At 70.8% G+C, this 26,953-nt stretch carries 25 protein-coding genes; 21 read left to right on the top strand and 4 right to left on the bottom strand.

Annotated elements, in window-relative coordinates; translation table 11 throughout:
- Window positions 1-17: 17 nt before the first annotated feature.
- Window positions 18-749, bottom strand: coding sequence for a potassium channel family protein (locus tag ACFYPN_RS14330; RefSeq protein WP_358766186.1), 732 nt, complete (start codon window positions 747-749; stop codon window positions 18-20).
- Window positions 750-816: 67 nt separating this feature from the next.
- Here ACFYPN_RS14330 and ACFYPN_RS14325 point away from each other — a divergent pair, with 67 nt between their 5' ends.
- Window positions 817-1,377 (top strand): HIT family protein, encoded by a 561-nt coding sequence (locus ACFYPN_RS14325; protein WP_389298342.1) that lies wholly within the window; start codon window positions 817-819, stop codon window positions 1,375-1,377.
- Window positions 1,378-1,439: 62 nt separating this feature from the next.
- Here the strand turns inward: ACFYPN_RS14325 and ACFYPN_RS14320 are convergent, their stop codons facing one another.
- Entirely contained in the window at window positions 1,440-3,110 is a 1,671-nt protein-coding gene (locus tag ACFYPN_RS14320) for a hypothetical protein (RefSeq protein WP_389298340.1), read from the bottom strand.
- 308 nt (window positions 3,111-3,418) lie between these two features.
- Between ACFYPN_RS14320 and pgsA the strand changes: the two genes are divergently transcribed.
- The 15 genes from pgsA to ACFYPN_RS14245 all read left to right on the top strand — a co-directional run bounded on the left by pgsA (window position 3,419) and on the right by ACFYPN_RS14245 (window position 18,861).
- Window positions 3,419-4,102 (top strand): phosphatidylinositol phosphate synthase, encoded by a 684-nt coding sequence (gene pgsA / locus ACFYPN_RS14315; RefSeq protein ID WP_358765809.1) that lies wholly within the window; start codon window positions 3,419-3,421, stop codon window positions 4,100-4,102.
- Window positions 4,099-5,037 (top strand): phosphatidylinositol mannoside acyltransferase, encoded by a 939-nt coding sequence (locus ACFYPN_RS14310; RefSeq protein ID WP_358765785.1) that lies wholly within the window; start codon window positions 4,099-4,101, stop codon window positions 5,035-5,037. Before pgsA ends, ACFYPN_RS14310 begins: the two co-directional genes overlap by 4 nt.
- Window positions 5,034-6,257 carry a glycosyltransferase family 4 protein gene (locus tag ACFYPN_RS14305; protein ID WP_358765787.1) on the top strand — a complete coding sequence of 408 codons (1,224 nt, stop codon included), beginning with the start codon at window positions 5,034-5,036 and terminating at the stop codon, window positions 6,255-6,257. The genes ACFYPN_RS14310 and ACFYPN_RS14305 overlap by 4 nt, the downstream gene beginning before the upstream one ends.
- A gap of 106 nt (window positions 6,258-6,363) precedes the next feature.
- Window positions 6,364-6,909, top strand: coding sequence for a hypothetical protein (locus ACFYPN_RS14300; RefSeq protein ID WP_358765788.1), 546 nt, complete (start codon window positions 6,364-6,366; stop codon window positions 6,907-6,909).
- 198 nt (window positions 6,910-7,107) lie between these two features.
- A complete protein-coding gene (gene pdxS, locus ACFYPN_RS14295) occupies window positions 7,108-8,055 on the top strand; it encodes a pyridoxal 5'-phosphate synthase lyase subunit PdxS (protein ID WP_389298337.1) in 948 nt (315 codons plus the stop codon).
- Between the two features lie 4 nt (window positions 8,056-8,059).
- The gene (gene pdxT, locus ACFYPN_RS14290) at window positions 8,060-8,671 is read left to right on the top strand and encodes a pyridoxal 5'-phosphate synthase glutaminase subunit PdxT (RefSeq protein WP_358765789.1); all 612 of its coding nucleotides are present in this window, start codon (window positions 8,060-8,062) and stop codon (window positions 8,669-8,671) included.
- 60 nt (window positions 8,672-8,731) lie between these two features.
- On the top strand, window positions 8,732-9,487 hold the full coding sequence (locus ACFYPN_RS14285; RefSeq protein ID WP_389298335.1) for a YebC/PmpR family DNA-binding transcriptional regulator: 756 nt from the start codon (window positions 8,732-8,734) through the stop codon (window positions 9,485-9,487).
- A 133-nt stretch (window positions 9,488-9,620) separates the two neighbouring features.
- Window positions 9,621-10,154 (top strand): crossover junction endodeoxyribonuclease RuvC, encoded by a 534-nt coding sequence (gene ruvC / locus ACFYPN_RS14280; RefSeq protein ID WP_358765793.1) that lies wholly within the window; start codon window positions 9,621-9,623, stop codon window positions 10,152-10,154.
- Complete coding sequence (ruvA, locus tag ACFYPN_RS14275) at window positions 10,151-10,777, top strand: Holliday junction branch migration protein RuvA (protein ID WP_358765795.1); 627 nt, start codon at window positions 10,151-10,153, stop codon at window positions 10,775-10,777. Before ruvC ends, ruvA begins: the two co-directional genes overlap by 4 nt.
- 32 nt (window positions 10,778-10,809) lie before the next feature.
- Window positions 10,810-11,904, top strand: a complete 1,095-nt coding sequence (ruvB, locus tag ACFYPN_RS14270) for a Holliday junction branch migration DNA helicase RuvB (protein ID WP_358765797.1) — start codon at window positions 10,810-10,812, stop codon at window positions 11,902-11,904.
- 166 nt (window positions 11,905-12,070) lie between these two features.
- Window positions 12,071-12,550 (top strand): preprotein translocase subunit YajC, encoded by a 480-nt coding sequence (gene yajC, locus ACFYPN_RS14265; protein ID WP_358765799.1) that lies wholly within the window; start codon window positions 12,071-12,073, stop codon window positions 12,548-12,550.
- A gap of 147 nt (window positions 12,551-12,697) precedes the next feature.
- Window positions 12,698-14,500, top strand: a complete 1,803-nt coding sequence (gene secD, locus ACFYPN_RS14260; RefSeq protein WP_358765801.1) for a protein translocase subunit SecD — start codon at window positions 12,698-12,700, stop codon at window positions 14,498-14,500.
- A 1-nt stretch (window position 14,501) separates the two neighbouring features.
- Window positions 14,502-15,611: a protein translocase subunit SecF gene (gene secF, locus ACFYPN_RS14255; protein ID WP_358765803.1), complete on the top strand. Its 1,110-nt coding sequence runs from the start codon at window positions 14,502-14,504 to the stop codon at window positions 15,609-15,611.
- Complete coding sequence (locus ACFYPN_RS14250; RefSeq protein ID WP_358765805.1) at window positions 15,608-16,156, top strand: adenine phosphoribosyltransferase; 549 nt, start codon at window positions 15,608-15,610, stop codon at window positions 16,154-16,156. Before secF ends, ACFYPN_RS14250 begins: the two co-directional genes overlap by 4 nt.
- A gap of 158 nt (window positions 16,157-16,314) precedes the next feature.
- Entirely contained in the window at window positions 16,315-18,861 is a 2,547-nt protein-coding gene (locus ACFYPN_RS14245; protein WP_358765807.1) for a RelA/SpoT family protein, read from the top strand.
- A 76-nt stretch (window positions 18,862-18,937) separates the two neighbouring features.
- Here ACFYPN_RS14245 and ACFYPN_RS14240 read toward each other — a convergent pair whose 3' ends face one another.
- Both ACFYPN_RS14240 and ACFYPN_RS14235 read right to left on the bottom strand, forming a co-directional pair.
- Window positions 18,938-20,167 carry a DUF349 domain-containing protein gene (locus ACFYPN_RS14240; RefSeq protein ID WP_358764461.1) on the bottom strand — a complete coding sequence of 410 codons (1,230 nt, stop codon included), beginning with the start codon at window positions 20,165-20,167 and terminating at the stop codon, window positions 18,938-18,940.
- Window positions 20,168-20,425: 258 nt separating this feature from the next.
- Window positions 20,426-21,217: a peptidylprolyl isomerase gene (locus ACFYPN_RS14235; RefSeq protein ID WP_358764459.1), complete on the bottom strand. Its 792-nt coding sequence runs from the start codon at window positions 21,215-21,217 to the stop codon at window positions 20,426-20,428.
- A 337-nt stretch (window positions 21,218-21,554) separates the two neighbouring features.
- Here ACFYPN_RS14235 and ACFYPN_RS14230 point away from each other — a divergent pair, with 337 nt between their 5' ends.
- The 5 genes from ACFYPN_RS14230 to rpsD all read left to right on the top strand — a co-directional run bounded on the left by ACFYPN_RS14230 (window position 21,555) and on the right by rpsD (window position 26,934).
- A complete protein-coding gene (locus ACFYPN_RS14230; RefSeq protein ID WP_358764457.1) occupies window positions 21,555-22,241 on the top strand; it encodes an MBL fold metallo-hydrolase in 687 nt (228 codons plus the stop codon).
- 16 nt (window positions 22,242-22,257) lie between these two features.
- Window positions 22,258-23,520 (top strand): histidine--tRNA ligase, encoded by a 1,263-nt coding sequence (gene hisS, locus ACFYPN_RS14225; RefSeq protein ID WP_358764455.1) that lies wholly within the window; start codon window positions 22,258-22,260, stop codon window positions 23,518-23,520.
- Between the two features lie 388 nt (window positions 23,521-23,908).
- Window positions 23,909-24,544 carry a vitamin K epoxide reductase family protein gene (locus ACFYPN_RS14220; protein ID WP_358764453.1) on the top strand — a complete coding sequence of 212 codons (636 nt, stop codon included), beginning with the start codon at window positions 23,909-23,911 and terminating at the stop codon, window positions 24,542-24,544.
- Between the two features lie 93 nt (window positions 24,545-24,637).
- Complete coding sequence (locus ACFYPN_RS14215) at window positions 24,638-26,014, top strand: replication-associated recombination protein A (protein ID WP_389298329.1); 1,377 nt, start codon at window positions 24,638-24,640, stop codon at window positions 26,012-26,014.
- A gap of 305 nt (window positions 26,015-26,319) precedes the next feature.
- A complete protein-coding gene (gene rpsD, locus ACFYPN_RS14210) occupies window positions 26,320-26,934 on the top strand; it encodes a 30S ribosomal protein S4 (RefSeq protein WP_015607373.1) in 615 nt (204 codons plus the stop codon).
- The last annotated feature ends 19 nt before the right edge of the window (window positions 26,935-26,953 follow it).

Here is a 26,953-nt window from a genome sequence, read left to right as displayed (position 1 = left end):
CGGCCCCCGGCGCGGCGTCAGCCCGCCGGGGGCCGTTCCTCGTCCTCCCGCCGGAACACCTGGAGCAGCCACGACGAGAAGGAACCCGTCACCGCGCCCAGCAGCGCCAGACCGCAGACCATCAGCCCCGTCGCGACGATCCTGCCCTCCGGAGTGACCGGCACCGCGTCCCCGTACCCCACCGTCGTCAGGGTCGCGCACGCCCACCAGACCGCGTCGCCGAACGTGACGATGCTGGCGCCCGGCGCGGTGTGCTCCACGTGGTAGACGGTGAGCGCGGCGGAGAGACCGAGCAGGAGCGCGGAGAGCCCGGCGTACGACATCACGCGGGCGTACAGGCTCAGCCGCGGCTCGGCCCGGCGTTGCTGGACCGCCGTGTACACCTTCACCACCCGCAGCGGCCGCAGCAGCGGCATCACCAGGACCAGGGTGTCCAGCCAGTGCGTCGTCACGAAGCGGTGGCCCTGGCCGCTGAGCCGCAGGCGTACGAGGTAGTCCACGACGAAGAGCGCCCAGGTCCCGCAGACCAGCGCCAGCCCCACGTCCGGCCACGGGGCGCGGTCGCGGCCGGCCAGGACGTGGATCGCGTACCCCGCAAGGAAGACCAGCGAGGCCACCGCCAGGGGCACTTCCGCGCGCGCCTCCCACCGGGCGAGCCGCGGCGGCGGGACGGATCGGCCGCTCGCCCGGTCCGAGCGGTCGCCGGCGGGGGAGGGGCGGTCGCTGGGCGGGTCGGGGCGGTCGCTCATGGCCGCAAGCATCCCGCCGCAGCCCGGGGCCGGGCCCCGGCGACACGCGCGCCGGGGGTGACGCCATATGCTGAACGGCATGACGAGTGAGCCCGAGCAGCAGATCGGAGTGGGGACGCCCGACGCGTTCCAGCGCCTGTGGACCCCCCACCGGATGGCCTACATCCAGGGTGAGAACAAGCCGAGCGGTCCCGGCGCGGACGACGGCTGTCCGTTCTGTACGATCCCGTCCAAATCGGACGTGGACGGGCTCGTCGTGGCACGCGGCACACACGTATACGCGGTGCTCAACCTCTACCCGTACACCGGCGGCCACCTCATGGTCGTGCCTTACCGGCACGTCGCCGACTACACCGAGCTGGACGGCCCCGAGACGCTCGAACTGGCCGACTTCACCAAGAAGGCCATGGTCGCGCTCCGGGCGGCCTCCGGAGCGCACGGATTCAACATCGGCATGAACCAGGGAGCCGTCGCCGGCGCAGGCATCGCCGCGCACCTGCACCAGCACCTCGTCCCGCGCTGGGGCGGCGACACCAACTTCATGCCCGTGGTGGGGCACACCAAGGTGCTCCCGCAGCTCCTCGGCGACACCCGCGCGATGCTGGCCGACGCCTGGCCGGCCGCCTGACGCACGCCGTACGACGGAGGGGGCGCTCCCCGCGGGGAGCGCCCCCTCCGTCGTACCCAGGCTCAGGCGTCGTACGTGTCGGCCTTCTTCGGCGCCGCCTCCTGCACCTGACCGCTCAGCGACATCGAACGGCTGCTGAAGCGCTCGGTGTCCACGCCGTTCTCCTTCAGCACCCGCAGCGCCGCGGAGTGGACCACCCGCAGTACCGGAGTGGCGGCGCGCAGCGCGTCGTCCGCCATGAAGCGGTGGTTCCACGGCTGCGAGGCCCAGGCGTGCCGCATCCCGAACGGCTCCGGCAGGGTGATCTTCCCGCCGAGATGGTCCAACAGCGGCGGATACCAGGTCAGCGGGGCGCGCAGCGCGAGGCGGACGACCTCCTGCGGCTCGATCAGCGGCAGGTTGACCGTCCGGGTCTCCCAGAAGCGGAGCGTCTTGTTGACCTTCTTCGTCTTCGCCGCGGGCTTGGAGAAGAAGAGCGAGTGGACCGGACCCAGCGCGTGCCCGGTGACCTCGATGCGCAACGTCTCGTGGAGCACCGTCACCGTGATCATCATGGTCAGCACCAACTGGCCGTCCCAGAGCGTGAACTGCACACCCAGGTAGTGCCGGGCACCGCTGCCGAACTGCTGGTGGTTGCAGATGCGCTGTATCTCGTGCGGCTTGACCTGGAAGGTCGCCACGTCCTCACCGGCCGGCCGGGAGACCGAGTCGGCGTTCTCGCCCACCGGCGAGACGATCCAGTGCGTCACCGAGGGCTTGGGGAAACCACCGGTGTTCAGCGGCCCGCGCTCCAGCATCTTCAACTGGTCGTGGATGACGCGGATCACGTCCCAGCTGCGGAACTGGTGGAACTCCTTGGTGGGATCGGCCGAGACCAGCTCTTCGGCCAGCTGCCAGCTGCCCCAACGGGTGCCCATGCCGAGAATGCCCTTGGGGCCCGCGTAGAAGACCGAGTTCGACCGCTGCTCCGCCGCGAGCTTCTCCAGCGACTGACGCAGCGCCTCACGGGCGGTCTCGTTCGGGTTCTTCGGCACCGCGTCCGGGATCTTGGCACTCACCCCGCCACCCGAGAGCAGCCCTTCCCAACGGGCCCGCATGTCCCTGGCGGAGGTTTCCGCGATCCGCTTGGCGATCAGCCAGCCGACCACCGGGGCGACGATGGCCGCCCGCAGATAGAGCCCCAGGAAGCCGCCGACCGGCAGCGCGACCAGCGCCACCACCGCCAGACCGCCCATGATGACCAGCACCAGCGTGCCCAGGGCCTTGAACGCCGCGTCCTTGGACTTCGCGAGGGCGTCCCGCAGCCGGAAGCCGATGATCCACAGCAGCAGCCCGGGCAGGAACAGCACGCCGCACAGGAGCGTCACCAGGGTCAGCCGGGTGTCGCGCTCCTTGCGCAGCCGGGACGCCGACAGGCAGTGCTCCACGACCGTCTGCGGGTCCATCCCGAAGGACTGGATCAGCGCGCCGCGCGCCCCGCCCAACGTGCGCTCCTGCACCGCGCGCGAGAAGGCCTCGCCCAGGTTCGGCTTGAAGTAGTTGGCCTTGAAGAACTTCGAGGAACCCTCCGACACCGTGGACTTGTGCCACTCGTTGTCCGCCTTGAGGATCTCCTCCACCGGGCTGTCCCGGTACGCCGCCGAGGCCAGGGCGTTCGTCGCCACCGCCCCGGCGCTCGCGCCCTGGATCGGGATCTGCGCTCCGGGAGAAAAGTCGAATCCGTCGCTGGCCACTCGTTCGCCCCCACTCGCCGCATGGTCTGCTCCTGCGGGTGTGCCCAACTTCCGTACACGGCATACCTTCTGAGCTGCGCCCACAGCGTAGCGTCGAAACGACCCAGACCGCCCGTCACCGGAGCGCGGCCGTCGGTGATTGCGACAACGCGCCGTCCGAGCGCCCCCATGCCCCGCGAGGCCCCGGAACGCGACGCGCAGGACCCCCGGGACGGGTGCCCGTCCGGTGGACCGGCCGCGTGGTGACTACGATGGGCCAGCCGGTGGCCGAAGGGGCCGCACGGCCCACCGATCCCTCGGGGAAGGCCATGCTGAACAAGTACGCGCGTGCGTTTTTCACGCGTGTCCTCACGCCGTTCGCCGCTCTGCTGCTCCGACTCGGGGTGACTCCCGACGCGGTCACCCTGATCGGCACGGCCGGAGTGATGGCCGGTGCGCTCGTCTTCTTCCCCATGGGGGAGTTCTTCTGGGGCACCATCGTCATCACCGTCTTCGTCTTCTCGGACCTCGTCGACGGGAACATGGCACGGCAGGCCGGGATCTCCAGCCGCTGGGGCGCATTCCTCGACTCGACGCTCGACCGGGTCGCCGACGGTGCCATCTTCGGCGGCTTCGCCCTCTGGTACGCGGGCAACGGCGACGACAACGTCCTCTGCGCCGTGGCGATCTTCTGCCTCGCCAGCGGCCAGGTCGTGTCCTACACCAAGGCGCGCGGCGAGTCGATCGGTCTGCCGGTCGCCGTCAACGGCCTGGTGGAGCGCGCCGAGCGCCTGGTGATCTCCCTGGTCGCCGCCGGCCTCGCCGGACTGCACGGCTTCGGTGTGCCCGGCATCGACGTCCTGCTGCCGATCGCGCTCTGGATCGTCGCGGCGGGCAGCCTGGTGACCCTCGTCCAGCGGGTGGTCACCGTGCGCCGGGAGTCGGCCGAGGCGGACGCGGCGGCGGCCGCGGAAGCGGGCCCGGTGCGCCGGGGGACCGAGGACGGCCGGTGAGCAACCCCGGCACCGACCTCAGGGACAGGCTGACCGACGGGCTGTACGGGCTCGGCTGGGGAGCGGTGAAGAAGCTGCCCGAACCGGCCGCCCGCGCCCTCTTCCGTACCCTCGCCGACCAGGTGTGGAAGCGGCGCGGCAAGAGCGTGCTGCGGCTGGAGTCGAACCTCGCCCGCGTCGTCCCCGACGCCTCCCCGGCCCGGCTCGCGGAACTCTCCCGGGCCGGTATGCGCTCGTACATGCGCTACTGGATGGAGTCCTTCCGGCTACCCAACTGGAGCCCGGCGCAGATCAAGGAACGCATCGACGTCACCGGCGTCCACCGCGTCACCGAGGGCCTGGACGCCGGACGCGGGGTCGTCGTCGCCCTGCCGCACCTCGGGAACTGGGACCTCGCCGGAGCATGGGTCACCACCGACCTCAAGGTCCCCTTCACCACGGTCGCCGAACGCCTCAAGCCCGAGACGCTCTACGACCGCTTCGTCGCCTACCGCGAGAGCCTCGGCATGGAGGTGCTGCCCCACAGCGGCGGCGCCGCCTTCGGCACGCTGGCCCGCCGGCTGCGCGCGGGCGGGCTGGTCTGCCTGGTCGCCGACCGGGACCTGTCCGCCTCCGGCGTGGAGGTCGACTTCTTCGGCGCCCGCGCCCGGATGCCCGCGGGCCCCGCGCTGCTGGCCCAGCACACCGGGGCGCTGCTGCTCCCCGTCACCCTCGGCTTCGACGACACCCCCGTCATGCGGGCCCGGATCCATCCGGCCGTCGCGGTGCCCGAGGAGGGCACGAGGGCCGAGCGGACGGCCGCCATGACCCAGGCCCTCGCCGACGCCTTCGCGGAGGGCATCGCCGCCCACCCGGAGGACTGGCACATGCTGCAACGGCTCTGGCTGGACGACCTCGACGCCGTCGGCGGTACGGCCCAGGGAGAAGCCCCGTGAAGATCGGCATCGTCTGCCCGTACTCCTGGGACGTCCCCGGCGGTGTCCAGTTCCACATCAGGGACCTCGCCGACCACCTGATCCGGCTCGGCCACGAGGTCTCGGTGCTCGCCCCGGCCGACGACGACACCCCGCTGCCGCCGTTCGTCGTCTCGGCCGGCCGGGCCGTACCGGTCCCGTACAACGGCTCGGTGGCCCGTCTCAACTTCGGCTTCCTCTCGGCGGCCCGGGTACGCCGCTGGCTGCACGAGGGCACCTTCGACGTCATCCACATCCACGAGCCGGCCTCGCCGTCGCTGGGACTGCTCGCCTGCTGGGCGGCGCAGGGACCGATCGTCGCCACCTTCCACACCTCCAACCCCCGCTCCCGCGCCATGATCGCCGCGTACCCGATCCTCCAGCCGGCCCTGGAGAAGATCAGCGCCCGCATCGCGGTGAGCGAGTACGCGCGCCGGACCCTGGTCGAGCACCTCGGCGGCGACGCCGTGGTCATCCCCAACGGCGTCGACGTCGGGTTCTTCGCCGGTGTCGAGCCGAAGCCCGAGTGGCAGGGCGCCACCCTCGGCTTCATCGGGCGCATCGACGAACCGCGCAAGGGCCTGCCCGTCCTCATGAAGGCGCTGCCCACGATCCTCGCCGCCCGCCCGGACGCCCGGCTGCTGGTGGCGGGCCGGGGCGACGAGGAGGAGGCCGTCGCCCCGCTCCCGGTGGAACTGCGCGACCGCGTCGAGTTCCTCGGCATGGTGAGCGACGAGGACAAGGCCCGGCTGCTGCGCAGCGTGGACGTGTACGTCGCACCGAACACCGGCGGCGAGAGCTTCGGGATCATCCTGGTGGAGGCGCTGTCGGCGGGTGCCGCGGTGCTCGCCAGCGATCTCGACGCGTTCGCCCAGGTACTGGACCAGGGCGCGGCCGGCGACCTCTTCGCCAACGAGGACGCGGGAGCGCTGGCCGCCGCGGCGATCCGGCTGCTGGACGATCCGGAGCGCCGGGCCGGACTCAGCGCCCGGGGGAGCGCGCACGTACGGCGCTTCGACTGGTCGACCGTCGGCGCCGACATCCTCGCGGTGTACGAGACGGTCGCGGACGGCGCCGCGTCGGTGGCGGCCGACGAGCGCGCGACCGGCCTGCGGGCCCGCTTCGGACTCGTCCGTGACCGGGATGCGACGCAGCCCAGGGAGCGCGACGCCTCCCAGCCGTTCGGACCGGCCGGGGACTGAGCGGGCCGGAGCCCCGTCAAGTCCGGCCGCGGTCCCTCACGGGGTGAACGGCACGGGGTGAACGGCCGGTCGGGGCGGGCACCGGGCGACGGTAGCCTTTGCGCCCGTGACCGCAACCTTGATCTGGACCGTCGTCGCACTCGTCGCGATCGGCCTGTACCTCAGCTGGACCGCCGGGCGCCTGGACCGGCTGCACGCGCGGATCGACGCCGCCCGGGCCGCCCTGGACGCGCAGTTGCTGCGCCGAGCCTCGGTCACCCAGGAACTGGCCACCTCCGGTCTCCTGGATCCCGCCGCCTCCCTCGTCCTGTACGAGGCCGCGCACGCATCCCGCCAGGCCGAGGCGGACCACCGCGAGGTCGCGGAGAGCGAGCTGAGCACCGCCCTGCGCGCGGTCTTCGGCGAGAGCGCCCAGGTGGAAGCCGTACGGGAGGTCCCGGGCGGCGACGAGGCGGCGGACGAACTCGCCGCCGCCGTACGCCGGGTGCCGATGGCCCGGCGGTTCCACAACGACGCGGTGCGGGCCGCGCGGGCCCTGCGCACGCACCGCACGGTGCGCTGGTTCCGGCTGGCCGGACACGCTCCCTTCCCGCTCGCCTTCGAGATGGACGACACCCCGCCGACCGCGCTCGCCGACCGCCCCGGCACCTGAGCCGGGCGGGTCGCTCCGGCACCCGGGCCCGCCAACCGGCACCTGAGCCGGGCCGCCCGGGAAGCCGGGCAAGCCACCCGCGCGCCCGGACGGCGGCCAAAACGATCCACCGCCTCCTCATTGGCCCTTGCTGTGGACTGGTCGGGCAGCGTTTGCTCGGCAGTGCAGGAAACCAGTCCTTCCACCGAGTGAGGTCCCGTGTCCACGCTTCCCAGCGCCCCGCAGTCCGCAGTGTCCGTCGGTTCTGCCGGATCTGCCGGTTCTCCCGCCACCGGCACCGCCCGCGTCAAGCGCGGCATGGCCGAGCAGCTCAAGGGCGGCGTGATCATGGACGTCGTCGACGCCGAGCAGGCGAAGATCGCCGAGGACGCGGGCGCGGTGGCCGTCATGGCCCTGGAGCGGGTGCCGGCCGACATCCGCAAGGACGGCGGCGTGGCCCGGATGTCCGACCCCAACATGATCGAGGAGATCATCGCGGCCGTCTCCATCCCCGTCATGGCCAAGTCCCGCATCGGGCACTTCGTGGAGGCCCAGGTCCTCCAGTCCCTCGGCGTCGACTACATCGACGAGTCCGAGGTCCTCACCCCGGCCGACGAGGTCAATCACAGCGACAAGTTCGCCTTCACCACCCCGTTCGTCTGTGGCGCCACCAACCTGGGCGAGGCCCTGCGCCGGATCGCCGAGGGTGCCGCGATGATCCGCTCCAAGGGCGAGGCCGGCACCGGCAACGTCGTGGAGGCGGTCCGCCACCTGCGCCAGATCAAGAATGAGATCGCCCGGCTGCGCGGGTACGACAACAACGAGCTGTACGCCGCCGCCAAGGACCTGCGCGCCCCGTACGAGCTGGTCAAGGAGGTCGCCGAGCTCGGCAAGCTCCCCGTGGTGCTCTTCTCCGCCGGTGGCGTCGCCACCCCCGCCGACGCCGCGCTCATGCGTCAGCTCGGTGCCGAGGGCGTCTTCGTCGGCTCCGGCATCTTCAAGTCGGGCGACCCCGCCAAGCGCGCCGCCGCCATCGTGAAGGCCACCACCTTCTACGACGACCCGAAGGTCATCGCGGACGCCTCCCGCAACCTGGGCGAGGCCATGGTCGGCATCAACTGCGACACGCTGCCCGAGACCGAGCGCTACGCCAACCGCGGCTGGTAACCCGATGACCGGCAGGAACGACACTCCCGTGATCGGAGTGCTCGCCCTCCAGGGCGACGTACGCGAGCACCTGATCGCACTGGCCTCGGCGGACGCCCTGGCCAGGCCGGTCCGGCGCCCCGAGGAACTCGCCGGGGTCGACGGTCTCGTCATCCCCGGCGGCGAGTCCACCACCATGTCCAAACTCGCCGTGCTCTTCGGCATGATGGAGCCGCTGCGCGAGCGGGTACGCGCGGGCATGCCGGTCTACGGCACCTGCGCGGGCATGATCATGCTCGCCGACAAGATCCTGGACCCGCGCGCGGGCCAGGAGACCGTCGGCGGGATCGACATGATCGTGCGCCGCAACGCCTTCGGCCGCCAGAACGAGTCCTTCGAGGCATCCGTCACCGTACGGGGCATCGAGGAGGGCGCGGACGGACCGGTGGAGGGCGTCTTCATCCGGGCCCCCTGGGTGGAATCGGTGGGCGCCTCGGTCGAGGTCCTCGCCGAACACCGCGGTCACATGGTCGCCGTGCGCCAGGGGAACGCCCTCGCGACCTCGTTCCACCCGGAACTGACCGGTGACCACCGCGTCCACGCGCTCTTCGTCGAGATGGTGCGCGCAGTGGTCTGAACGATCCCGGTAGGATCTCTCGGGTTCGGATCGATTTTGGTGACGCGAAGGAGAAGGCAGATGTCCGGCCACTCTAAATGGGCTACGACGAAGCACAAGAAGGCCGTGGTTGACGCCAAGCGCGGCAAGCTCTTCGCGAAGCTGATCAAGAACATCGAGGTCGCGGCCCGCTCCGGCGGCGTCGATTTCGACGGCAACCCCACGCTCGTCGACGCCGTTCAGAAGGCGAAGAAGAGTTCCGTCCCCAACAAGAACATCGACTCCGCGGTCAAGCGCGGCGGCGGTCTCGAAGCGGGCGGCGCCGACTACGAGACGATCATGTACGAGGGCTACGGCCCCAACGGTGTCGCGGTGCTCATCGAGTGCCTCACCGACAACCGCAACCGCGCCGCCTCCGACGTGCGCGTGGCGATGACCCGCAACGGCGGCTCGATGGCCGACCCGGGCTCGGTCTCGTACCTGTTCCACCGCAAGGGCGTCATCCACGTTCCCAAGGGTGAGCTGACCGAGGACGACGTGCTGGGTGCCGTGCTCGACGCGGGCGCCGAAGAGGTCAACGACCTCGGCGACACCTTCGAGGTCGTCAGCGAGGCTACCGACATGGTTGCGGTCCGCACGGCGCTCCAGAACGAGGGCATCGACTACGACTCCGCCGACGCCAACTTCCTGCCCACCATGCAGGTCGAGCTCGACGAAGAGGGTGCGCGCAAGATCTTCAAGCTCATCGACGCGCTGGAGGACAGCGACGACGTGCAGAACGTCTTCGCCAACTTCGACGTCCCGGACGAGGTCATGGCGAAGGTCGACGCGGACTGATCCGGGGGGCGACCCGGATGCGGTACGCGACACGGGCCGACGGGGACACACCCCCGTCGGCCCGTCGCGTTGTCGGAGCCGCCCGATAACCTGCCAGAACAGTTGACCGAGCGGTGAGGACAGGGGGCGCTCCGTGCGCGTACTCGGCGTGGACCCGGGGCTGACCCGGTGCGGTGTCGGCGTCGTCGAAGGCGTCGCCGGCCGCCCGCTGACCATGATCGGGGTCGGGGTGGTGCGGACCGCGCCCGACGCCGCACTCGGCGACCGCCTGGTCGCCGTCGAGCGCGGCATCGAGCAGTGGCTCGACGAACACCGTCCCGAATTCGTCGCCGTCGAGCGGGTGTTCAGCCAGCACAACGTCCGCACGGTCATGGGTACCGCCCAGGCCAGCGCGGTCGCCATGCTCTGCGCCGCCCGACGCGGCATCCCCGTCGCCCTGCACACCCCCAGCGAGGTCAAGGCCGCCGTCACCGGCTCGGGACGCGCGGACAAGGCGCAGGTCGGCGCCATGGTCACCCGGCTGCTCCGGCTCGACGCCCCGCCCAGGCCCGCCGACGCCGCCGACGCCCTCGCACTCGCGATCTGCCACATCTGGCGGGCCCCCGCGCAGAACCGGCTCCAGCAGGCCGTCGCCGCCCATCGCACGCTGAAAGGCCGCACCGCATGATCGCCTTCCTCTCCGGCCCGGTGGCCGCCCTCTCCCCGGCCGCGGCCGTCATCGAGGTCGGCGGCATCGGCATGGCCGTCCAGTGCGCCCCGCGCACCCTCGCCGACCTCCGGATCGGCCAGCAGGCCCGGCTCGCCACCTCCCTCGTCGTGCGCGAGGACTCCCTCACCCTCTACGGCTTCGCCGACGACGACGAACGCCAGGTCTTCGAACTGCTCCAGACCGCCAGCGGAGTCGGCCCCCGGCTCGCCCAGGCCATGCTCGCCACCCACAGCCCCGACGCGCTGCGCCAGGCCGTCTCCACCGGCGACGAGAAGGCACTGATGGCCGTCTCCGGCATCGGCAAGAAGGGCGCCCAGAAGCTCCTGCTGGAGCTCAAGGACCGGCTCGGCGCCCCGGTCGGCGCCCACATCGGCCGACAGACGCCCGGAGCCACCGCCGTCGCCGACTGGCGGGAGCAGCTCCAGGCCGCGCTGATCGGCCTCGGCTACGCCGCCAGGGAGGCCGAGGAGGCGGTGTCCGCCGTCGCCCCGCAGGCCGAGGCGGCCCTCGCGGACGGCGTCCGGCCCCCGGTACCGCAGCTGCTGCGCGCCGCCCTCCAGACCCTCAACCGCACCCGCTGACCGGCGCCGAACCCCGAGGCAGGACTGACCCGATGAACTGGGACGAGACCGGACCCGACACCGACGAGCGGGCGGCCGACGCTGCGGCGGCGTACGACGACCGGCTGGTCACCGGCGTCGCGGACGGCGAGGACACCGCCGTCGAAGCCGCCCTGCGCCCCAAGGACCTCGACGAGTTCGTGGGCCAGGAGAAGGTCCGCGAACAGCTCGACCTCGTCCTCAAGGCCGCCCGCGCCCGGGGGGCGACCGCCGACCACGTGCTGCTTTCGGGTGCACCGGGTCTCGGGAAGACCACTCTTTCGATGATCATCGCGGCGGAGATGAACGCACCCATCCGGATCACCTCCGGGCCCGCGATCCAGCACGCGGGCGACCTCGCGGCGATCCTCTCCTCCCTCCAGGAGGGCGAGGTGCTCTTCCTGGACGAGATCCACCGGATGTCCCGGCCGGCCGAGGAGATGCTCTACATGGCGATGGAGGACTTCCGCGTCGACGTCATCGTCGGCAAGGGCCCCGGCGCCACCGCCATCCCCCTCGAACTCCCGCCCTTCACCCTGGTCGGCGCGACCACCCGGGCCGGCCTCCTGCCGCCCCCGCTGAGGGACCGTTTCGGCTTCACCGGCCACATGGAGTTCTACGCCCCCGCCGAGCTGGAACGCGTCCTCCACCGCTCCGCCGGGCTCCTCGACGTGGCCATCGACACCGCGGGCGCCGCCGAGATCGCCGGCCGCTCCCGGGGCACTCCCCGCATCGCCAACCGCCTGCTGCGCAGGGTCCGCGACTACGCCCAGGTCAAGGCGGACGGCGTGATCGACCGGGACATCGCCGCGGCGGCACTCAAGGTGTACGAGGTCGACGCCCGCGGACTCGACCGGCTCGACCGGGCCGTCCTCGGCGCCCTGCTGAAGCTCTTCGGCGGCGGTCCCGTCGGCCTCTCCACCCTCGCCGTCGCGGTGGGGGAGGAGCGGGAGACGGTCGAGGAGGTCGCCGAGCCCTTCCTCGTACGCGAGGGACTGCTGGCCAGGACGCCCCGCGGGAGGGTGGCCACACCGGCCGCTTGGGCCCATCTGGGGCTTGTTCCGCCGCAGTACGGCGCAAAGGGACAAGCGGGCCTGTTCGGGGCGTGATGCGTCACAGCTTGACCATTTGCGGAACCGTGGTGCGATGCTGGGCGTTGTTCCAGCGATGCGGACTCGCTTAGACTCCGCCGATGCCGCCCTTAAAGGTCGGTGTACCCACCCCCGTAGATACAGGCCGCATTTTCAGCGCGGTCGTGCGAAGGAAATCCGTCCTGTGAGTCTCCAACTTCTTCTCCCCGTCATCCTGATCTTCGGCGTCATGTTCATGATGTCCCGGTCCGCCAAGAAGAAGCAGGAGGCTGCCTCCCAGATGCGCAACGAGATGCAGCCCGGCACCGGCGTCCGCACCATCGGTGGCATGTACGCCACGGTCAAGGAAGTCCAGGAGGACACCGTCCTCCTGGAGGTCGCCCCGGGCGTCCACGCGATCTACGCGAAGAACGCCATCGGCGCGGTCCTGGACGACGCGGAGTACAACCGCATCGTCCACGGCGACACCGAGGAGCTCGACTCGCCGGTCGTTCCGGACGACGCCTCTTCGCTCACCGAGGGCCACACCGACGGTGTCGAGAAGATCGACCTGGGCAAGAAGTCCGCGGACGACGCCTCCGACGCCGAGGGCACCCCGGTGAAGGACGCCGAGGCGAAGGAAGCCAAGGGCATCAAGGACGACGGCGACACCGGCGCGAAGTAGTCGCACGACACGGGGACACCGCCCGCCCACCCGGCGCGCGGTCTCCCCGGACCGTCCGGTCTTCTGCGGGGGCGGGTCCCCACAACACTTCGTGGCCGCTCGGGCGCGTACCCGGCGCGGGGCGGTTGGACAGGGAGAAACGAAAAGGTGGCAGCACCGAAGAAGGGCCGAGGGCCGGCCGGTGGCGGTCAGGGAAGGCCGGGGCGTTCCCTGGCTCTCATCCTGATCGTCATGGTCGCGCTCGCTGGCGGGATGTTCCTGTCCGGCCACACCACTCCGAGACTGGGCATCGACCTGGCGGGTGGAACGTCGATCACGCTCCAGGCCAAGAGCCAGCCCGGCAAGCCGGACGCGATCAACGAGACCAACATGAACACCGCCGTCGGCATCATCGAGCGCCGTGTCAACGGTCTCGGTGTGTCGGAGGCCGAGGTTCAGACCCAGGGCTCCAGCAACATCATCGTGAACATCCCGAAGGGGACCAACTCCGAGCAGGCCCGTGAGCAGGTCGGTACGACCGCCCAGCTCTACTTCCGGCCCGTTCTGACCGTCGAGGCCAGCGGCTCCGACGCCACCCCTCCGGCCACCGCCACTCCCTCGGGCAGCGCCTCTCCGAGCGCCGAGCCGTCGGCTTCCGCCTCCGCGAAGGCGACCGACGGCGAGACGGCCACGGACGGCGACAAGGCCGGCTCCTCGGCCACTCCCTCGGCGAGCGCCACCACCCAGGGGCGCGCCGTCACCGGAGCGCTGACCAAGGACGACCCCACCCCGAACGCCTCGACGACCGGCGCCGCCACCGCGGAGACCCCCGCCGCGGCCTCGCCGAGCGCCTCCGTCGACCCGGCCACCGCGAAGCTCCAGGCCGAGTTCGCCGCCCTCGACTGCTCCGACCCGAAGCAGCGCGCCGAGGCCGGCCAGAACGCCAAGGCCACCGACACCATCGTCGCCTGCGGTTCCAACACCCCGGGCAGCTACGAGAAGTACGTCCTCGGCCCGGCCGCGGTCTCCGGCAGCGACGTGGACAACGCCCAGGGCACCATCGACCAGTCCACCGGTGAGTGGATCGTGTCGATGGAGTTCACCTCCGGCGGCGCGAAGAAGTTCAACAAGATCACGTCGACGCTGTCGAAGCAGACCGCGCCGATGAACCAGTTCGCCATCGTCCTCGACGGCGAAGTGGTCTCCGCGCCCTCGGTCGCCAGCGCGCTCAGCGCCAACGCCCAGATCTCGGGCAACTTCACCCAGCAGTCGGCGCAGGACCTCGGCAACATCCTGTCCTACGGTGCCCTGCCGCTGACCTTCAAGGAGGCGAGCGTCACCACGGTGACCGCCGCCCTCGGCGGGGAGCAGCTCCAGGCCGGCCTGATCGCCGGTGCGATCGGCCTGGCACTGGTCGTCATCTACCTGGTGGCCTACTACCGCGGCCTCGCGACCATCGCGCTGCTGAGCCTCCTGGTCTCCGGTGTCCTCACGTACACGATCATGGCCCTGCTCGGCCCGGCCATCGGCTTCGCGCTGAACCTGCCGGCGGTCTGTGGTGCCATCGTGGCCATCGGTATCACCGCGGACTCGTTCATCGTGTACTTCGAACGGGTGAGGGACGAGATCCGCGAGGGACGCACCCTCCGGCCGGCCATCGAGCGTGCCTGGCCGCGCGCCCGGCGCACCATCCTCGTCTCCGACTTCGTCTCCTTCCTCGCCGCGGCCGTGCTCTTCGTGGTCACCGTCGGCAAGGTCCAGGGCTTCGCGTTCACGCTCGGCCTCACCACCGTGCTCGACGTCGTCGTGGTGTTCCTCTTCACCAAGCCGGTCATGACGCTGATGGGCCGGACGAAGTTCTTCTCCAGCGGTCACCCGTGGTCCGGTCTGGACCCGAAGCGGCTCGGCGCCAAGCCGCCGCTGCGCCGCTCGCGCCGTGTCAACTCCTCCACCGACCCGAAGGAGGCGTGAGATGTCGCGACTCGGCAACATCGGCGCCCGGCTCTACCGAGGCGAGCTCGGTTACGACTTCATCGGTAAGCGCAAGATCTGGTACGGCGTCTCGATCCTGATCACCATCACGGCCATCCTCGGCCTGGCGGTCGGCGGCCTGAACATGGGCATCGAGTTCAAGGGCGGCGCGGTCTTCACGACCGACACCAAGGCGAAGATTTCCACCTCGCAGGCCCAGGAAGCCGCCGTGGCGGCCTCCGGCCACGAGGCGATCGTGCAGGAGCTCGGCAACGGCGGCCTGCGCATCCAGATCACCGAGGTCGACACCGCCAAGGCCGACGGCATCAAGACCCAGCTGTCGAAGGACCTCGGCGTTCCCGCGTCGAAGATCAACGCCGACCTGGTCGGCCCCAGCTGGGGCGAGCAGATCGCCAACAAGGCGTGGACCGGCCTCGGGATCTTCATGGTCCTCGTCGTCGTCTACCTGGCCATCGCCTTCGAGTGGCGGATGGCGGTCGCCGCCCTGGTGGCGCTGATCCACGACATCACCATCACGGTCGGCGTCTACGCCCTGGTCGGCTTCGAGGTCACCCCGGGCACCGTGATCGGTCTGCTCACCATCCTCGGTTACTCCCTCTACGACACGGTCGTCGTCTTCGACAGCCTCAAGGAGGGCCAGAAGGGGATCACCAAGCAGACCCGGTACACGTACAGCGAGATCGCGAACAGGTCGATCAACGGCACGCTGGTGCGTTCCATCAACACCACCGTGGTCGCGCTCCTCCCCGTCGCCGGTCTGCTCTTCATCGGTGGCGGCGTCCTCGGCGCCGGCATGCTGAACGACATCTCGCTCTCGCTCTTCGTCGGTCTCGCCGCCGGCGCGTACTCCTCGATCTTCATCGCCACTCCGCTCGTGACCGACCTCAAGGAGCGCGAGCCGCAGATGAAGGCGCTCACCAAGCGCGTTCTCGCCAAGCGCGCGGCGGCCGGGGCCAAGGGCGAGTCCGCAGAGGACGAGTCGCAGGACACCGGGTACGCGGGTGCCGGAGCGGGCTCCTCGGCCTCGGTGATCGGCCAGCGCCGTGAGCCCGGTGGCAGCACCGGCCGCGGTCAGGGGAAGCGTCGATGACCAGCACCGAATCCGTCCGGGAGCTGCTGCTCAGCCGTATCCGTGACGTGCCCGACTACCCGAAGCCGGGCGTCCTCTTCAAGGACATCACCCCGCTGCTCGCGGACCCGGTCGCCTTCACGGCGCTGACCGACGTCCTCGCGGAGCTGTGCGTCCGGCACGGCGCCAACCGGATCGTCGGGCTGGAGGCGCGCGGCTTCATCCTCGCCGCCCCCGTCGCCGTCCGGGCCGGACTCGGCTTCATCCCCGTCCGCAAGGCCGGAAAGCTGCCCGGAGCGACGCTCCGCCAGGCCTACGACCTGGAGTACGGCACCGCCGAGATCGAGGTGCACGCGGAGGACATCACCGCCGACGACCGGATCATGGTCATCGACGACGTCCTCGCCACCGGCGGCACCGCCGAGGCCTCGCTGGAGCTCATCCGGCGGGCGGGCGCGAAGGTCGCGGGCGTCGCGGTCCTCATGGAGCTCGGCTTCCTCGACGGCCGCGGCCGTCTGGAACCCGCCCTCCAGGGGGCCCCGCTGGAGGCACTGATCACCGTCTGATCACCCTCTGAGCGATTGGTACGACCACGCGCGGGCATCCGGGGAACAACCGGGTGCCCGCGCGTGTTGTCAGAGCTTCCACGGTCCCCGGACGAGGAGCCGTCGGTGGCTCGATACCATGGCCTTCCGGGTAGTCCGGATACGCATGAGGAGTGCCCTTGCCAGACGAGGCCAACGCAGCCGGAACGCCGCAGCCGGAGAAGCCCGCGGCGGGTTCCGCCGTGCCCGGTGACGCCGCCCCGCAGGGCGGGACCCCGACGGCCCCCGAGGAGCGGTCCGCCGCACCGGACGCCACCGGGCCCGAGAAGCGGCCCGCCCCCGCCCTTCCGGCGCCGCCCGCCTCGAAGAATCCGGCCAGGCCCGTGAAGCCGGCCACGCCCGCCGGGCAGCCCGCCCGCACCGGCGGCTCCTCCAACCGGGTGAGGGCCCGCCTCGCCCGGCTGGGCGTACAGCGCTCCAGCCCGTACAACCCCGTCCTGGAACCGCTGCTGCGCACGGTGCGCCAGAACGACCCCAAGATCGAGTCGGCCACGCTCCGGCAGATCGAGCGGGCGTACCAGGTCGCCGAGCGCTGGCACCGGGGGCAGAAGCGCAAGAGCGGCGACCCGTACATCACACACCCGCTCGCGGTCACCACGATCCTCGCCGAACTGGGCATGGATCCGGCCACCCTGATGGCGGGGCTGCTGCACGACACCGTCGAGGACACCGAGTACGGCCTGGACACCCTGCGCCGCGACTTCGGCGACGTGGTGGCGCTGCTCGTCGACGGCGTGACCAAGCTGGACAAGGTGAAGTTCGGCGAGGCCGCCCAGGCCGAGACCGTCCGCAAGATGGTCGTCGCGATGGCCAAGGACCCCCGGGTCCTCGTCATCAAGCTCGCCGACCGGCTGCACAACATGCGCACCATGCGGTATCTCAAGCGGGAGAAGCAGGAGAAGAAGGCCCGCGAGACGCTGGAGATCTACGCTCCGCTCGCCCACCGCCTGGGCATGAACACCATCAAGTGGGAGCTGGAGGACCTCGCCTTCGCGATCCTCTACCCCAAGATGTACGACGAGATCGTCCGCCTCGTCGCCGAGCGCGCCCCCAAGCGCGACGAGTACCTCGCCATAGTGACCGACGAGGTCCAGTCCGACCTGCGGGCCGCGCGCATCAAGGCCACCGTCACCGGGCGGCCCAAGCACTACTACAGCGTCTACCAGAAGATGATCGTGCGAGGCCGCGACTTCGCCGAGATCTACGACCTGGTGGGCATCCGCGTCCTCGTGGACACCGTCCGCGACTGCTACGCGGCGCTCGGCACCGTGCACGCGCGATGGAACCCGGTACCCGGCCGGTTCAAGGACTACATCGCGATGCCCAAGTTCAACATGTACCAGTCGCTGCACACCACGGTCATCGGTCCCAGCGGCAAGCCCGTCGAGCTCCAGATCCGTACCTTCGACATGCACCGCCGCGCCGAGTACGGCATCGCCGCGCACTGGAAGTACAAGCAGGAGGCCGTCGCGGGGGCGTCCAAGGTCCGCACCGACGTGCCCAAGAGCACCAGCGGCGGTCGTAGCCAGGACACCGTCAACGACATGGCGTGGCTGCGGCAGCTCCTCGACTGGCAGAAGGAGACCGAGGACCCCAGCGAGTTCCTGGAGTCGCTCCGCTTCGACCTCTCGCGCAACGAGGTCTTCGTCTTCACGCCCAAGGGCGACGTGATAGCGCTGCCGGCCGGGGCGACCCCGGTCGACTTCGCCTTCGCCGTCCACACCGAGGTGGGCTACCGCACCATAGGAGCACGCGTCAACGGGCGGCTCGTACCGCTCGAATCGACGCTCGACAACGGCGACCTCGTGGAGATCTTCACCTCCAAGGCGGCCGGCGCCGGACCCTCCCGGGACTGGCTCGGCTTCGTCAAGTCGCCCCGGGCCAGGAACAAGATCCGGGCCTGGTTCTCCAAGGAGCGTCGCGACGAGGCCATCGAGCAGGGCAAGGACGCCATCGCCCGCGCGATGCGCAAGCAGAACCTGCCGATCCAGCGCATCCTGACCGGCGACTCCTTCGTCACCCTCGCCCACGAGATGCGCTACCCCGACATCTCGTCCCTGTACGCGGCGATCGGCGAGGGCCATGTCACTGCCGCCGGTGTCGTGCAGAAGCTGGTGCAGGCCCTCGGCGGTGAGGACGCCGCCAACGAGGATCTCGCCGAGAGCGCCCCGCCCTCGCGCGGCCGGAGCAAGCGCCGGGCGAACAACGACCCCGGGGTCGTCGTCAAGGGCGTCGACGACGTCTGGATCAAACTGGCCCGCTGCTGCACCCCCGTACCCGGCGACCCCATCATCGGGTTCGTGACCCGCGGCAGCGGCGTCTCGGTGCACCGCGCGGACTGCGTGAACGTGGACTCGTTGTCGCAGCAGCCGGAACGCATCCTGGAGGTCGAGTGGGCGGCGACCCAGTCCTCCGTCTTCCTGGTCGCCATCCAGGTCGAGGCCCTGGACCGCTCGCGGCTCCTCTCGGACGTCACCCGCGTCCTCTCCGACCAGCACGTCAACATCCTGTCGGCGGCCGTGCAGACCTCCCGCGACCGGGTGGCCACCTCCCGGTTCACCTTCGAGATGGGCGACCCGAAGCACCTGGGCCACGTCCTGAAGGCCGTACGCGGCGTGGAGGGCGTCTACGACGTCTACCGGGTCACCTCGGCCCGGCGGCCGTAGCAACAGCACGGACGGACAGAGAGAAGGGGGTCCCGTACGCGTCACGCGTACGGGACCCCCTTCTCGCACCTGCCCGTCAGCCGCCGAATTCCTCCAGGCCCTTCAGCGCCTGGTCGAGCAGCGCCTGCCGGCCCTCGAGCTCACGGGCGAGCTTGTCGGCACGGGCGTTGTTGCCCGAGGCGCGGGCGGTGTCGATCTGACCGCGCAGCTTGTCCACGGCCGCCTGGAGCTGACCGGTCAGCCCCGCGGCACGCGCACGCGCCTCCGGGTTGGTCCGGCGCCACTCCGACTCCTCGGCCTCCTGGAGCGCGCGCTCCACGGCGTGCACGCGGCCCTCGATCTTCGGCCGGGCGTCGCGCGGCACGTGGCCGATGGCCTCCCAGCGCTCGTTGATGGTGCGGAAGGCCGCACGCGCGGCCTTGAGGTCCCGCACCGGCACCAGCTTCTCGGCCTCGGCGGCGAGCTCCTCCTTGAGCTTGAGGTTCTCGCCCTGCTCCGCGTCCCGCTCGGCGAAGGTCTCGCCCCGGGCGGCGAAGAAGACGTCCTGCGCGCCGCGGAAACGGTTCCACAGCTCGTCCTCGGCCTCGCGCTGGGCGCGGCCCGCCGCCTTCCACTCCGTCATCAGGTCGCGGTACCGGGCCGCGGTGTCACCCCAGTCCTTCGACCCGGAGAGCGCCTCGGCCTCGACGACCAGCTTCTCCTTGACCTTGCGGGCCTCCTCGCGCTGCGCATCCAGCGAGGCGAAGTGGGCCTTGCGACGCTTGGAGAACGCGGACCGGGCGTGCGAGAAGCGGTGCCACAGCTCGTCGTCCGACTTGCGGTCGAGCCTCGGCAGGCCCTTCCAGGTGTCGACGAGCGCCCGCAGCCGCTCACCGGCGGAGCGCCACTGCTCGCTCTGCGCCAGCTCCTCGGCCTCGACGACCAGCTTCTCCTTGGCCTGCTTGGCCTCGTCGGTCTGCTTCGCCTTCTGGACCTTGCGCTCCTCGCGCCGCGAGTCGACCGTCGCGACGAGCGCGTCCAGCCGGGTGCGCAGCGCTTCGAGGTCGCCCACCGCGTGGTGCTCGTCGACCTGCGTGCGCAGGTGGTCGATCGCCGCCGTCGCGTCCTTCGAGGAGAGGTCGGTGGTCTTCACCCGCTTTTCGAGGAGGCCGATCTCGACCACCAAGCCCTCGTACTTGCGCTCGAAATAGGCCAGCGCCTCCTCGGGCGTACCGGCCTGCCACGATCCGACGACCTGCTCGCCCTCGGCAGTACGCACGTACACGGTGCCCGTCTCGTCGACACGGCCCCACGGGTCGCTGCTCACAGCGCCTCCTCCACCTGATGCCTGCGAGGGGGTGGGCCCCCCGGGCATCGTCCACAGTTTCCTGGGGCGGGCAGCGCCCGCCCTGCACCCCGCCAATCTAGGCGACCGGCGGCCCGGCTGTCCGCACTCCGCACGGCTGGATTTCTCCGGTCCGGGCGGGTCCGGGCAGGTTCGCGCGACCGTACCGGGCATTTTCGACAACGCGGAGCCCCGGCGGCCGGGACAGCAGGCCTCCGGGGCTCCGCGGAGCGGGGTGACTCACTCCTTGTCGACGGTCACCTTCGACACGGCCACGGCCTTCTTCGGCGCACCGTCGGCGGCACCGCCGGAGACGCCGGCCGCGCCGATCGCCTGGACGGCCTTCAGCGAGGCGGCGTCCATCGTGCCGAACGGGGTGTACGTCGGGGGCAGCTTGGAGTCCTTGTACACGAGGAAGTACTGGCTGCCGCCGGTGTGCGCCTGGCCCGTGTTGGCCATGGCGACCGTGCCCGCCGGGAACGTCACCGTGCCGTCGGCGCCCGCCTTGCCGAGGGCGTCGAGGTTCTCGTCCGGGATGGTGTAGCCGGGACCGCCCGTGCCGTCGCCCTTGGGGTCGCCGCACTGGAGGACGAAGATGCCCTGCGTCACCAGACGGTGGCACTTCGTACCGTCGAAGAACCCCTTGTCGGCGAGGTACTTGAACGAGTTCGTCGTGTGCGGGGTCTTCGACGCGTCCATGGTGAACTTCAGGTCGCCCTGGTTCGTCTTGACGGACATCGCGTACGTGGCCGTCTTGTCGATGGTGACCTTGGGCTCGGGCGCCGCGCTCTCGCTCGCGGACGGCGAGGGGGACGCGGGCGTGCTCGCCGCTGCCTCGGGCTTCTTGTCGCTGTCGTCGTCGTTCCCGACGGTCACGTAGGTGACCACGCCTATGACGGCGACCACGGCAACCGCGGAGGAGATGATCGCGGTGAGCCGCCGGGTGCGCCGACGCGCTTCCTCCCGCCGCTGCTGCTGCCGCTCGTACTTCTCCCGGGCGAGCTGCCGCCGCCGCTGATCGCTGCTGACCACCGGTTCGTCTCCTTGTACGTTCGTATGGGTGGGGCCTGAGGGCTGTCCCGCCCTTCCTGGTGGATCAGTGCGCGGCGTCGGATGCGGTGCATCGCAAGGCGGAGGAGCGTCCGCATACGGGATGTATGCGGACGTTCCGACAACGTGGCGAGGTGCCGTAGCTGTCGTCGCGCACCCGCCAGGAATGGCGGGACAGCCCTCAGGCTGCCCGTACCGTATATGGGTTAGCTGTGGAATGAGGAGCGCCGGTAGGCTCTGGTCTGCCGCACAGGCTGCCGCGGCCCCGTTTCCACCGGCCCGAACGCCGACCGAACGCCGGACCGAACGAAGGACGATCGTGCTCATTGCCGGGTTCCCCGCCGGGGCCTGGGGGACCAACTGTTACCTGGTCGCCCCCGCCGCCGGTGAGGAGTGCGTGATCATCGACCCGGGCCACCAGGCCACCCAGGGAGTCGAGGACGCGCTCAGGAAGCATCGGCTCAAGCCCGTGGCGGTCGTGCTCACCCACGGACACATCGACCACGTGGCCTCGGTCGTCCCGCTCTGCGGCTCCCACGACGTGCCCGCCTGGATCCACCCCCGGGACCGCTACATGATGAGCGACCCGGAGAAGGCCCTCGGCCGCTCCATCGGGATGCCGCTCATGGGCGAACTGACCATCGGCGAGCCCGACGACGTGAAGGAACTCACCGACGGGGCGCGTCTGGAACTGGCCGGGCTGGAGTTCGGCGTCGCGCACGCACCCGGCCATACGAAGGGGTCGGTGACGTTCAGGATGCCCGGGGCGGGCGACGTACCGCCGGTCCTCTTCTCGGGCGACCTGCTCTTCGCCGGCTCCGTCGGACGCACCGACCTGCCCGGCGGCGACCACGCCGAGCTGCTCGAGTCGCTGGCCCGCGTGTGCCTGCCGCTCGACGACTCGACCGTGGTGCTGTCCGGCCACGGCCCCCAGACCACCATCGGCCGCGAGCGCGCCGCCAACCCGTTCCTGAACGGGCTGGACGCGCCGCGCCGAGGAATGTGACGAGAGACCTCTTCCTGTGAGTACTTTCCAGGCCCCCAAGGGCACCTACGACCTCATCCCGCCGGACTCCGCGAAGTTCCTGGCGGTCCGTGAGGCCATCTCCGCCCCGCTGCGCAGCTCCGGCTACGGCTACGTCGAGACCCCGGGCTTCGAGGACGTGAACCTTTTCGCCCGCGGCGTCGGCGAGTCCACCGACATCGTCACCAAGGAGATGTACACCCTCACCACCAAGGGCGGCGACGAGCTGGCGCTGCGCCCCGAGGGCACCGCCTCCGTGCTGCGCGCCGCGCTGGAGGCCAACCTCCACAAGGCCGGGAACCTGCCGGTCAAGCTCTGGTACTCCGGCTCGTACTACCGCTACGAGCGTCCGCAGAAGGGCCGGTACCGCCACTTCTCGCAGGTCGGTGCCGAGGCCATCGGCGCCGAGGACCCGGTGCTCGACGCCGAGCTGATCATCCTGGCCGACCAGGCGTACCGCTCGCTGGGGCTGACCGGGTTCCGCATCCTGCTGAACTCGCTCGGCGACAAGGAGTGCCGTCCCGTCTTCCGCGAGGCGCTCCAGGGCTTCCTGCGCGATCTCGACCTGGACGAGGAGACCCGCCGCCGCATCGAGATCAACCCGCTGCGGGTGCTCGACGACAAACGGCCCGACGTGCAGAAGCAACTCGTCGGCGCCCCCAAGCTCGGCGACCACCTCTGCGACGCCTGCAAGGCGTACCACGAGGAGGTGCGTGGCCTGCTGACCGCCGCCGGGGTCGTGTACGAGGACGACGAGAAGCTCGTCCGCGGCCTGGACTACTACACCCGCACCACCTTCGAGTTCGTCCACGACGGGCTCGGCTCGCAGTCGGCCGTCGGCGGCGGCGGCCGGTACGACGGCCTCTCCGAGATGATCGGCGGCCCCGCGCTGCCCTCCGTCGGCTGGGCGCTGGGCGTGGACCGCACGGTGCTCGCACTGGAGGCCGAAGGCATCGAGCTGGACATCCCCGCGGCCACCAGCGTCTACGCGGTGCCGCTGGGCGAGGAGGCCCGCCGGGTGCTCTTCGGCGTGGTGACCGCGCTCCGCAAGGACGGGATCGCGGCCGACTTCGCGTTCGGCGGGCGCGGCCTCAAGGGCGCGATGAAGAGCGCCAACCGCTCGGGGGCGCGGTACACGATCGTCGCCGGCGAGCGCGACCTCGCCGAGGGCGTGGTCCAGCTCAAGGACATGGAGTCGGGCGACCAGACGGCGGTGCCGCTGGACGGGATCGCCGAAGCGGTGCGGACGCGCCTCGCCTGAGCGGCGCGGCGGGACCGCACCGGGACCGTACGGCGGGACCGTACGGCATACGAGGGGCGGCCGGGTCGGACGACCGGGCCGCCCCTCGGCACATCCACGCCGTGCCCGGCCGGCGCTCCGCCGGGGTGGAGCCGGTGCGGTGTCAACGCCGAGCTCCGTACGTCATTCCCCCGAGTGATCATCGGTGCGGGTGTCCGAAGAATGCCGGCGCGACTTCCCCTCCGGCCTCCGGACCCGTTCCGCCACGCCAGAGCCCTGAACCCCGCCCGCAGCCGCGGGAGAGAGCGCCCGAACGTCGCACGTTCTTATGCGGATCGAACGGAAGACCCGAACGGTGGTACGGCAGAATGGCCGTGCCCGGTCGGACACTCAGCGATGGAACGGCGATATGACGACTGCAGCGGTAGATCACCACTCCTCGGCACAGGCTGAGGACGGCGGTAGAAGGACCATCGGGAGCGGTCGTGCCCTCGCGCTGCTGCTGGCGATCACGGGAGCGGCCGGACTGCTGGCCGCCTGGGTCATCACCATCGACAAGTTCAAGCTCCTGGAAGACCCCAGCTTCACCCCGGGGTGCAGCCTGAACCCGGTGGTCGCCTGCGGCAACGTCATGAAGAGCGAGCAGGCCTCCGCCTTCGGCTTCCCGAACCCGATGATCGGACTCGTCGCCTACCCCATCGTGATCGGCATCGGCATGGCTTTGCTCGCCGGAGCCCGGTTCCGCCCGTGGTACTGGCTCGGCCTCAACGCCGGCGCCCTCTTCGGCGTCGGCTTCTGCACCTGGCTCCAGTACCAGTCGCTGTACAACATCAACTCGCTCTGCCTCTGGTGCTGCCTGGCCTGGGTCGCCACGATCGTCATGTTCTGCTACGTCACCATCCACAACGTGAAGCACCGCATTCTGCCCGCGCCGGCCTGGCTGCGCGCCGGCCTCACCGAGTTCCACTGGGCGCCCCCGGTGCTCTGGATCGGCATCATCGGCATGCTGATCCTGACCCGTTGGTGGGACTTTTGGACCAGCTGACCGGCGTCCGTCCCGGCCGCCCGCCGGATCGGGCGGTTCGAGGGGAGCACCCGGGCCCGACGCCCTGTCGGTACGGTGGCTTAGGCTTCTGGGGTGGAGCCCGATCTTTTCACCGCAGCCGCCGAAGAACGCCAGGAGAAGGACCCGTCCAGCAGCCCCCTCGCTGTCCGGATGCGCCCCCGGGTCCTGGACGAGGTCGTCGGTCAGCAGCATCTGCTGAAGCAGGGCTCCCCACTGCGCAGGCTCGTCGGCGAGGGCAGCGGCGGTCCGGCCGGCCCGTCCTCGGTGATCCTCTGGGGCCCGCCCGGCACCGGCAAGACCACCCTCGCCCACGTCGTCAGCAAGGCCACCAACAAGCGGTTCGTCGAGCTCTCGGCGATCACCGCCGGCGTCAAGGAAGTGCGAGCCGTCATCGACGGTGCCCGCCGTGCCGTCGGCGGCTTCGGCAAGGAGACCGTCCTCTTCCTCGACGAGATCCACCGCTTCTCCAAGGCCCAGCAGGACTCGCTGCTCCCCGCCGTCGAGAACCGCTGGGTCACCCTGATCGCGGCGACCACCGAGAACCCCCACTTCTCCATCATCTCGCCGCTGCTGTCGCGCTCGCTGCTGCTCACCCTGGAGTCCCTCACCGAGGAGGACCTGCGCGCGCTGCTGCACCGCGCCCTCACCGACGAACGCGGTCTCGGCGGCGCGGTGACGCTCCCCGAGGACGCGGAGGACCACCTGCTGCGCATCGCGGGCGGCGACGCCCGCCGCGCGCTCACCGCCCTGGAGGCGGCGGCGGGGGCCGCCCTGGCCAAACACGAGGCGGAGATCACCCTCTCGACGGTCGAGGAGACCGTCGACCGGGCCGCCGTACGGTACGACCGGGACGGCGACCAGCACTACGACGTGGCGAGCGCCCTGATCAAGTCGATCCGGGGCTCGGACGTGGACGCGGCGCTGCACTACCTGGCGCGCATGATCGAAGCGGGGGAGGACCCCCGGTTCATCGCCCGCAGGCTGATGATCTCGGCCAGCGAGGACATCGGGCTGGCCGACCCGACCGCCCTGCCGACGGCGGTCGCCGCAGCCCAGGCCGTCGCCCTGATCGGCTTCCCCGAAGCGGCCCTCACCCTCAGCCACGCCACCATCGCCCTGGCCCTCGCCCCCAAGTCCAACGCGGCCACCCTGGCGATCACGGCCGCCCGCGAGGACGTCCGCAAGGGGCTGGCCGGCCCGGTCCCGGCCCACCTGCGCGACGGCCACTACGGGGGCGCCGCCAAGCTGGGGCACGCCCAGGGATACGTCTACCCGCACGACGTCCCCGGCGGCATCGCCGCCCAGGAGTACGCCCCCGAGGCGGTCCGGGGCCGCCGGTACTACACCCCCACCCGGTACGGCGCCGAGGCCCGGTACGCCGACGTGGCGGACCGGGTCCGCGAGCGCCTCGGCCGTCCGGACGGCGACGGCGGGACGCGCGAGCGCTGACCGGCGGGGGCCTCGCGCGCGTGAAGCGACCCGCGACAGGAGTCACACCCGCCCCCGGTACGAGGAGCTCCGCGGAGCAGGTAGTCTGTAGACGAGTTCGTGTGCGTTCGGCCTGCTGACGGCAGCCGACGATTTTCAAGCCCGCTGGGACGCGGCTGACCACGATCAGATCGGCCTTCCGTCGTTACGGCACCCTTGTGCGTGCCGTCGCTTCTTCGTGATGTCCGTGATGTGTGTGGTGTTCCCAGGGCGAGACGCGCGTTCTCTCGAGTGAGGTAAACCCCTACAACGGAGGTCTGGAGAACGTGCCTAACCAGTCGCGTCCCAAGGTCAAGAAGTCGCGTGCCCTCGGCATCGCTCTGACGCCCAAGGCTGTCAAGTACTTCGAAGCGCGTCCGTACCCGCCGGGCGAGCACGGCCGTGGGCGCAAGCAGAACTCGGACTACAAGGTCCGTCTGCTGGAGAAGCAGCGCCTGCGTGCGCAGTACGACATCAGCGAGCGCCAGATGGCGCGTGCCTACGACCGCGCCAAGAAGGCCGAAGGCAAGACCGGCGAGGCGCTGGTCGTCGAGCTGGAGCGTCGCCTCGACGCCCTGGTCCTGCGTTCGGGCATCGCCCGCACCATCTACCAGGCCCGCCAGATGGTCGTCCACGGCCACATCGAGGTCAACGGCGGCAAGGTCGACAAGCCGTCGTTCCGCGTGCGCCCCGACGACGTCGTCCAGGTCCGCGAGCGCAGCCGCACCAAGGTCCCCTTCCAGGTGGCCCGCGAGGGTGGTTACGACACCGACGGTGAGACCCCGCGCTACCTCCAGGTGAACCTGAAGGCCCTGGCCTTCCGCCTGGACCGGGACCCGAACCGCAAGGAAATCCCGGTCATCTGCGACGAGCAGCTCGTCGTCGAGTACTACGCCCGCTGATCCAGGCGCAGCGCTCGCA

This window comes from Streptomyces sp. NPDC005576 (assembly GCF_042871745.1).
GTDB lineage: Bacteria > Actinomycetota > Actinomycetes > Streptomycetales > Streptomycetaceae > Streptomyces.
This window is presented reverse-complemented; position numbering and strand designations above follow the sequence as displayed.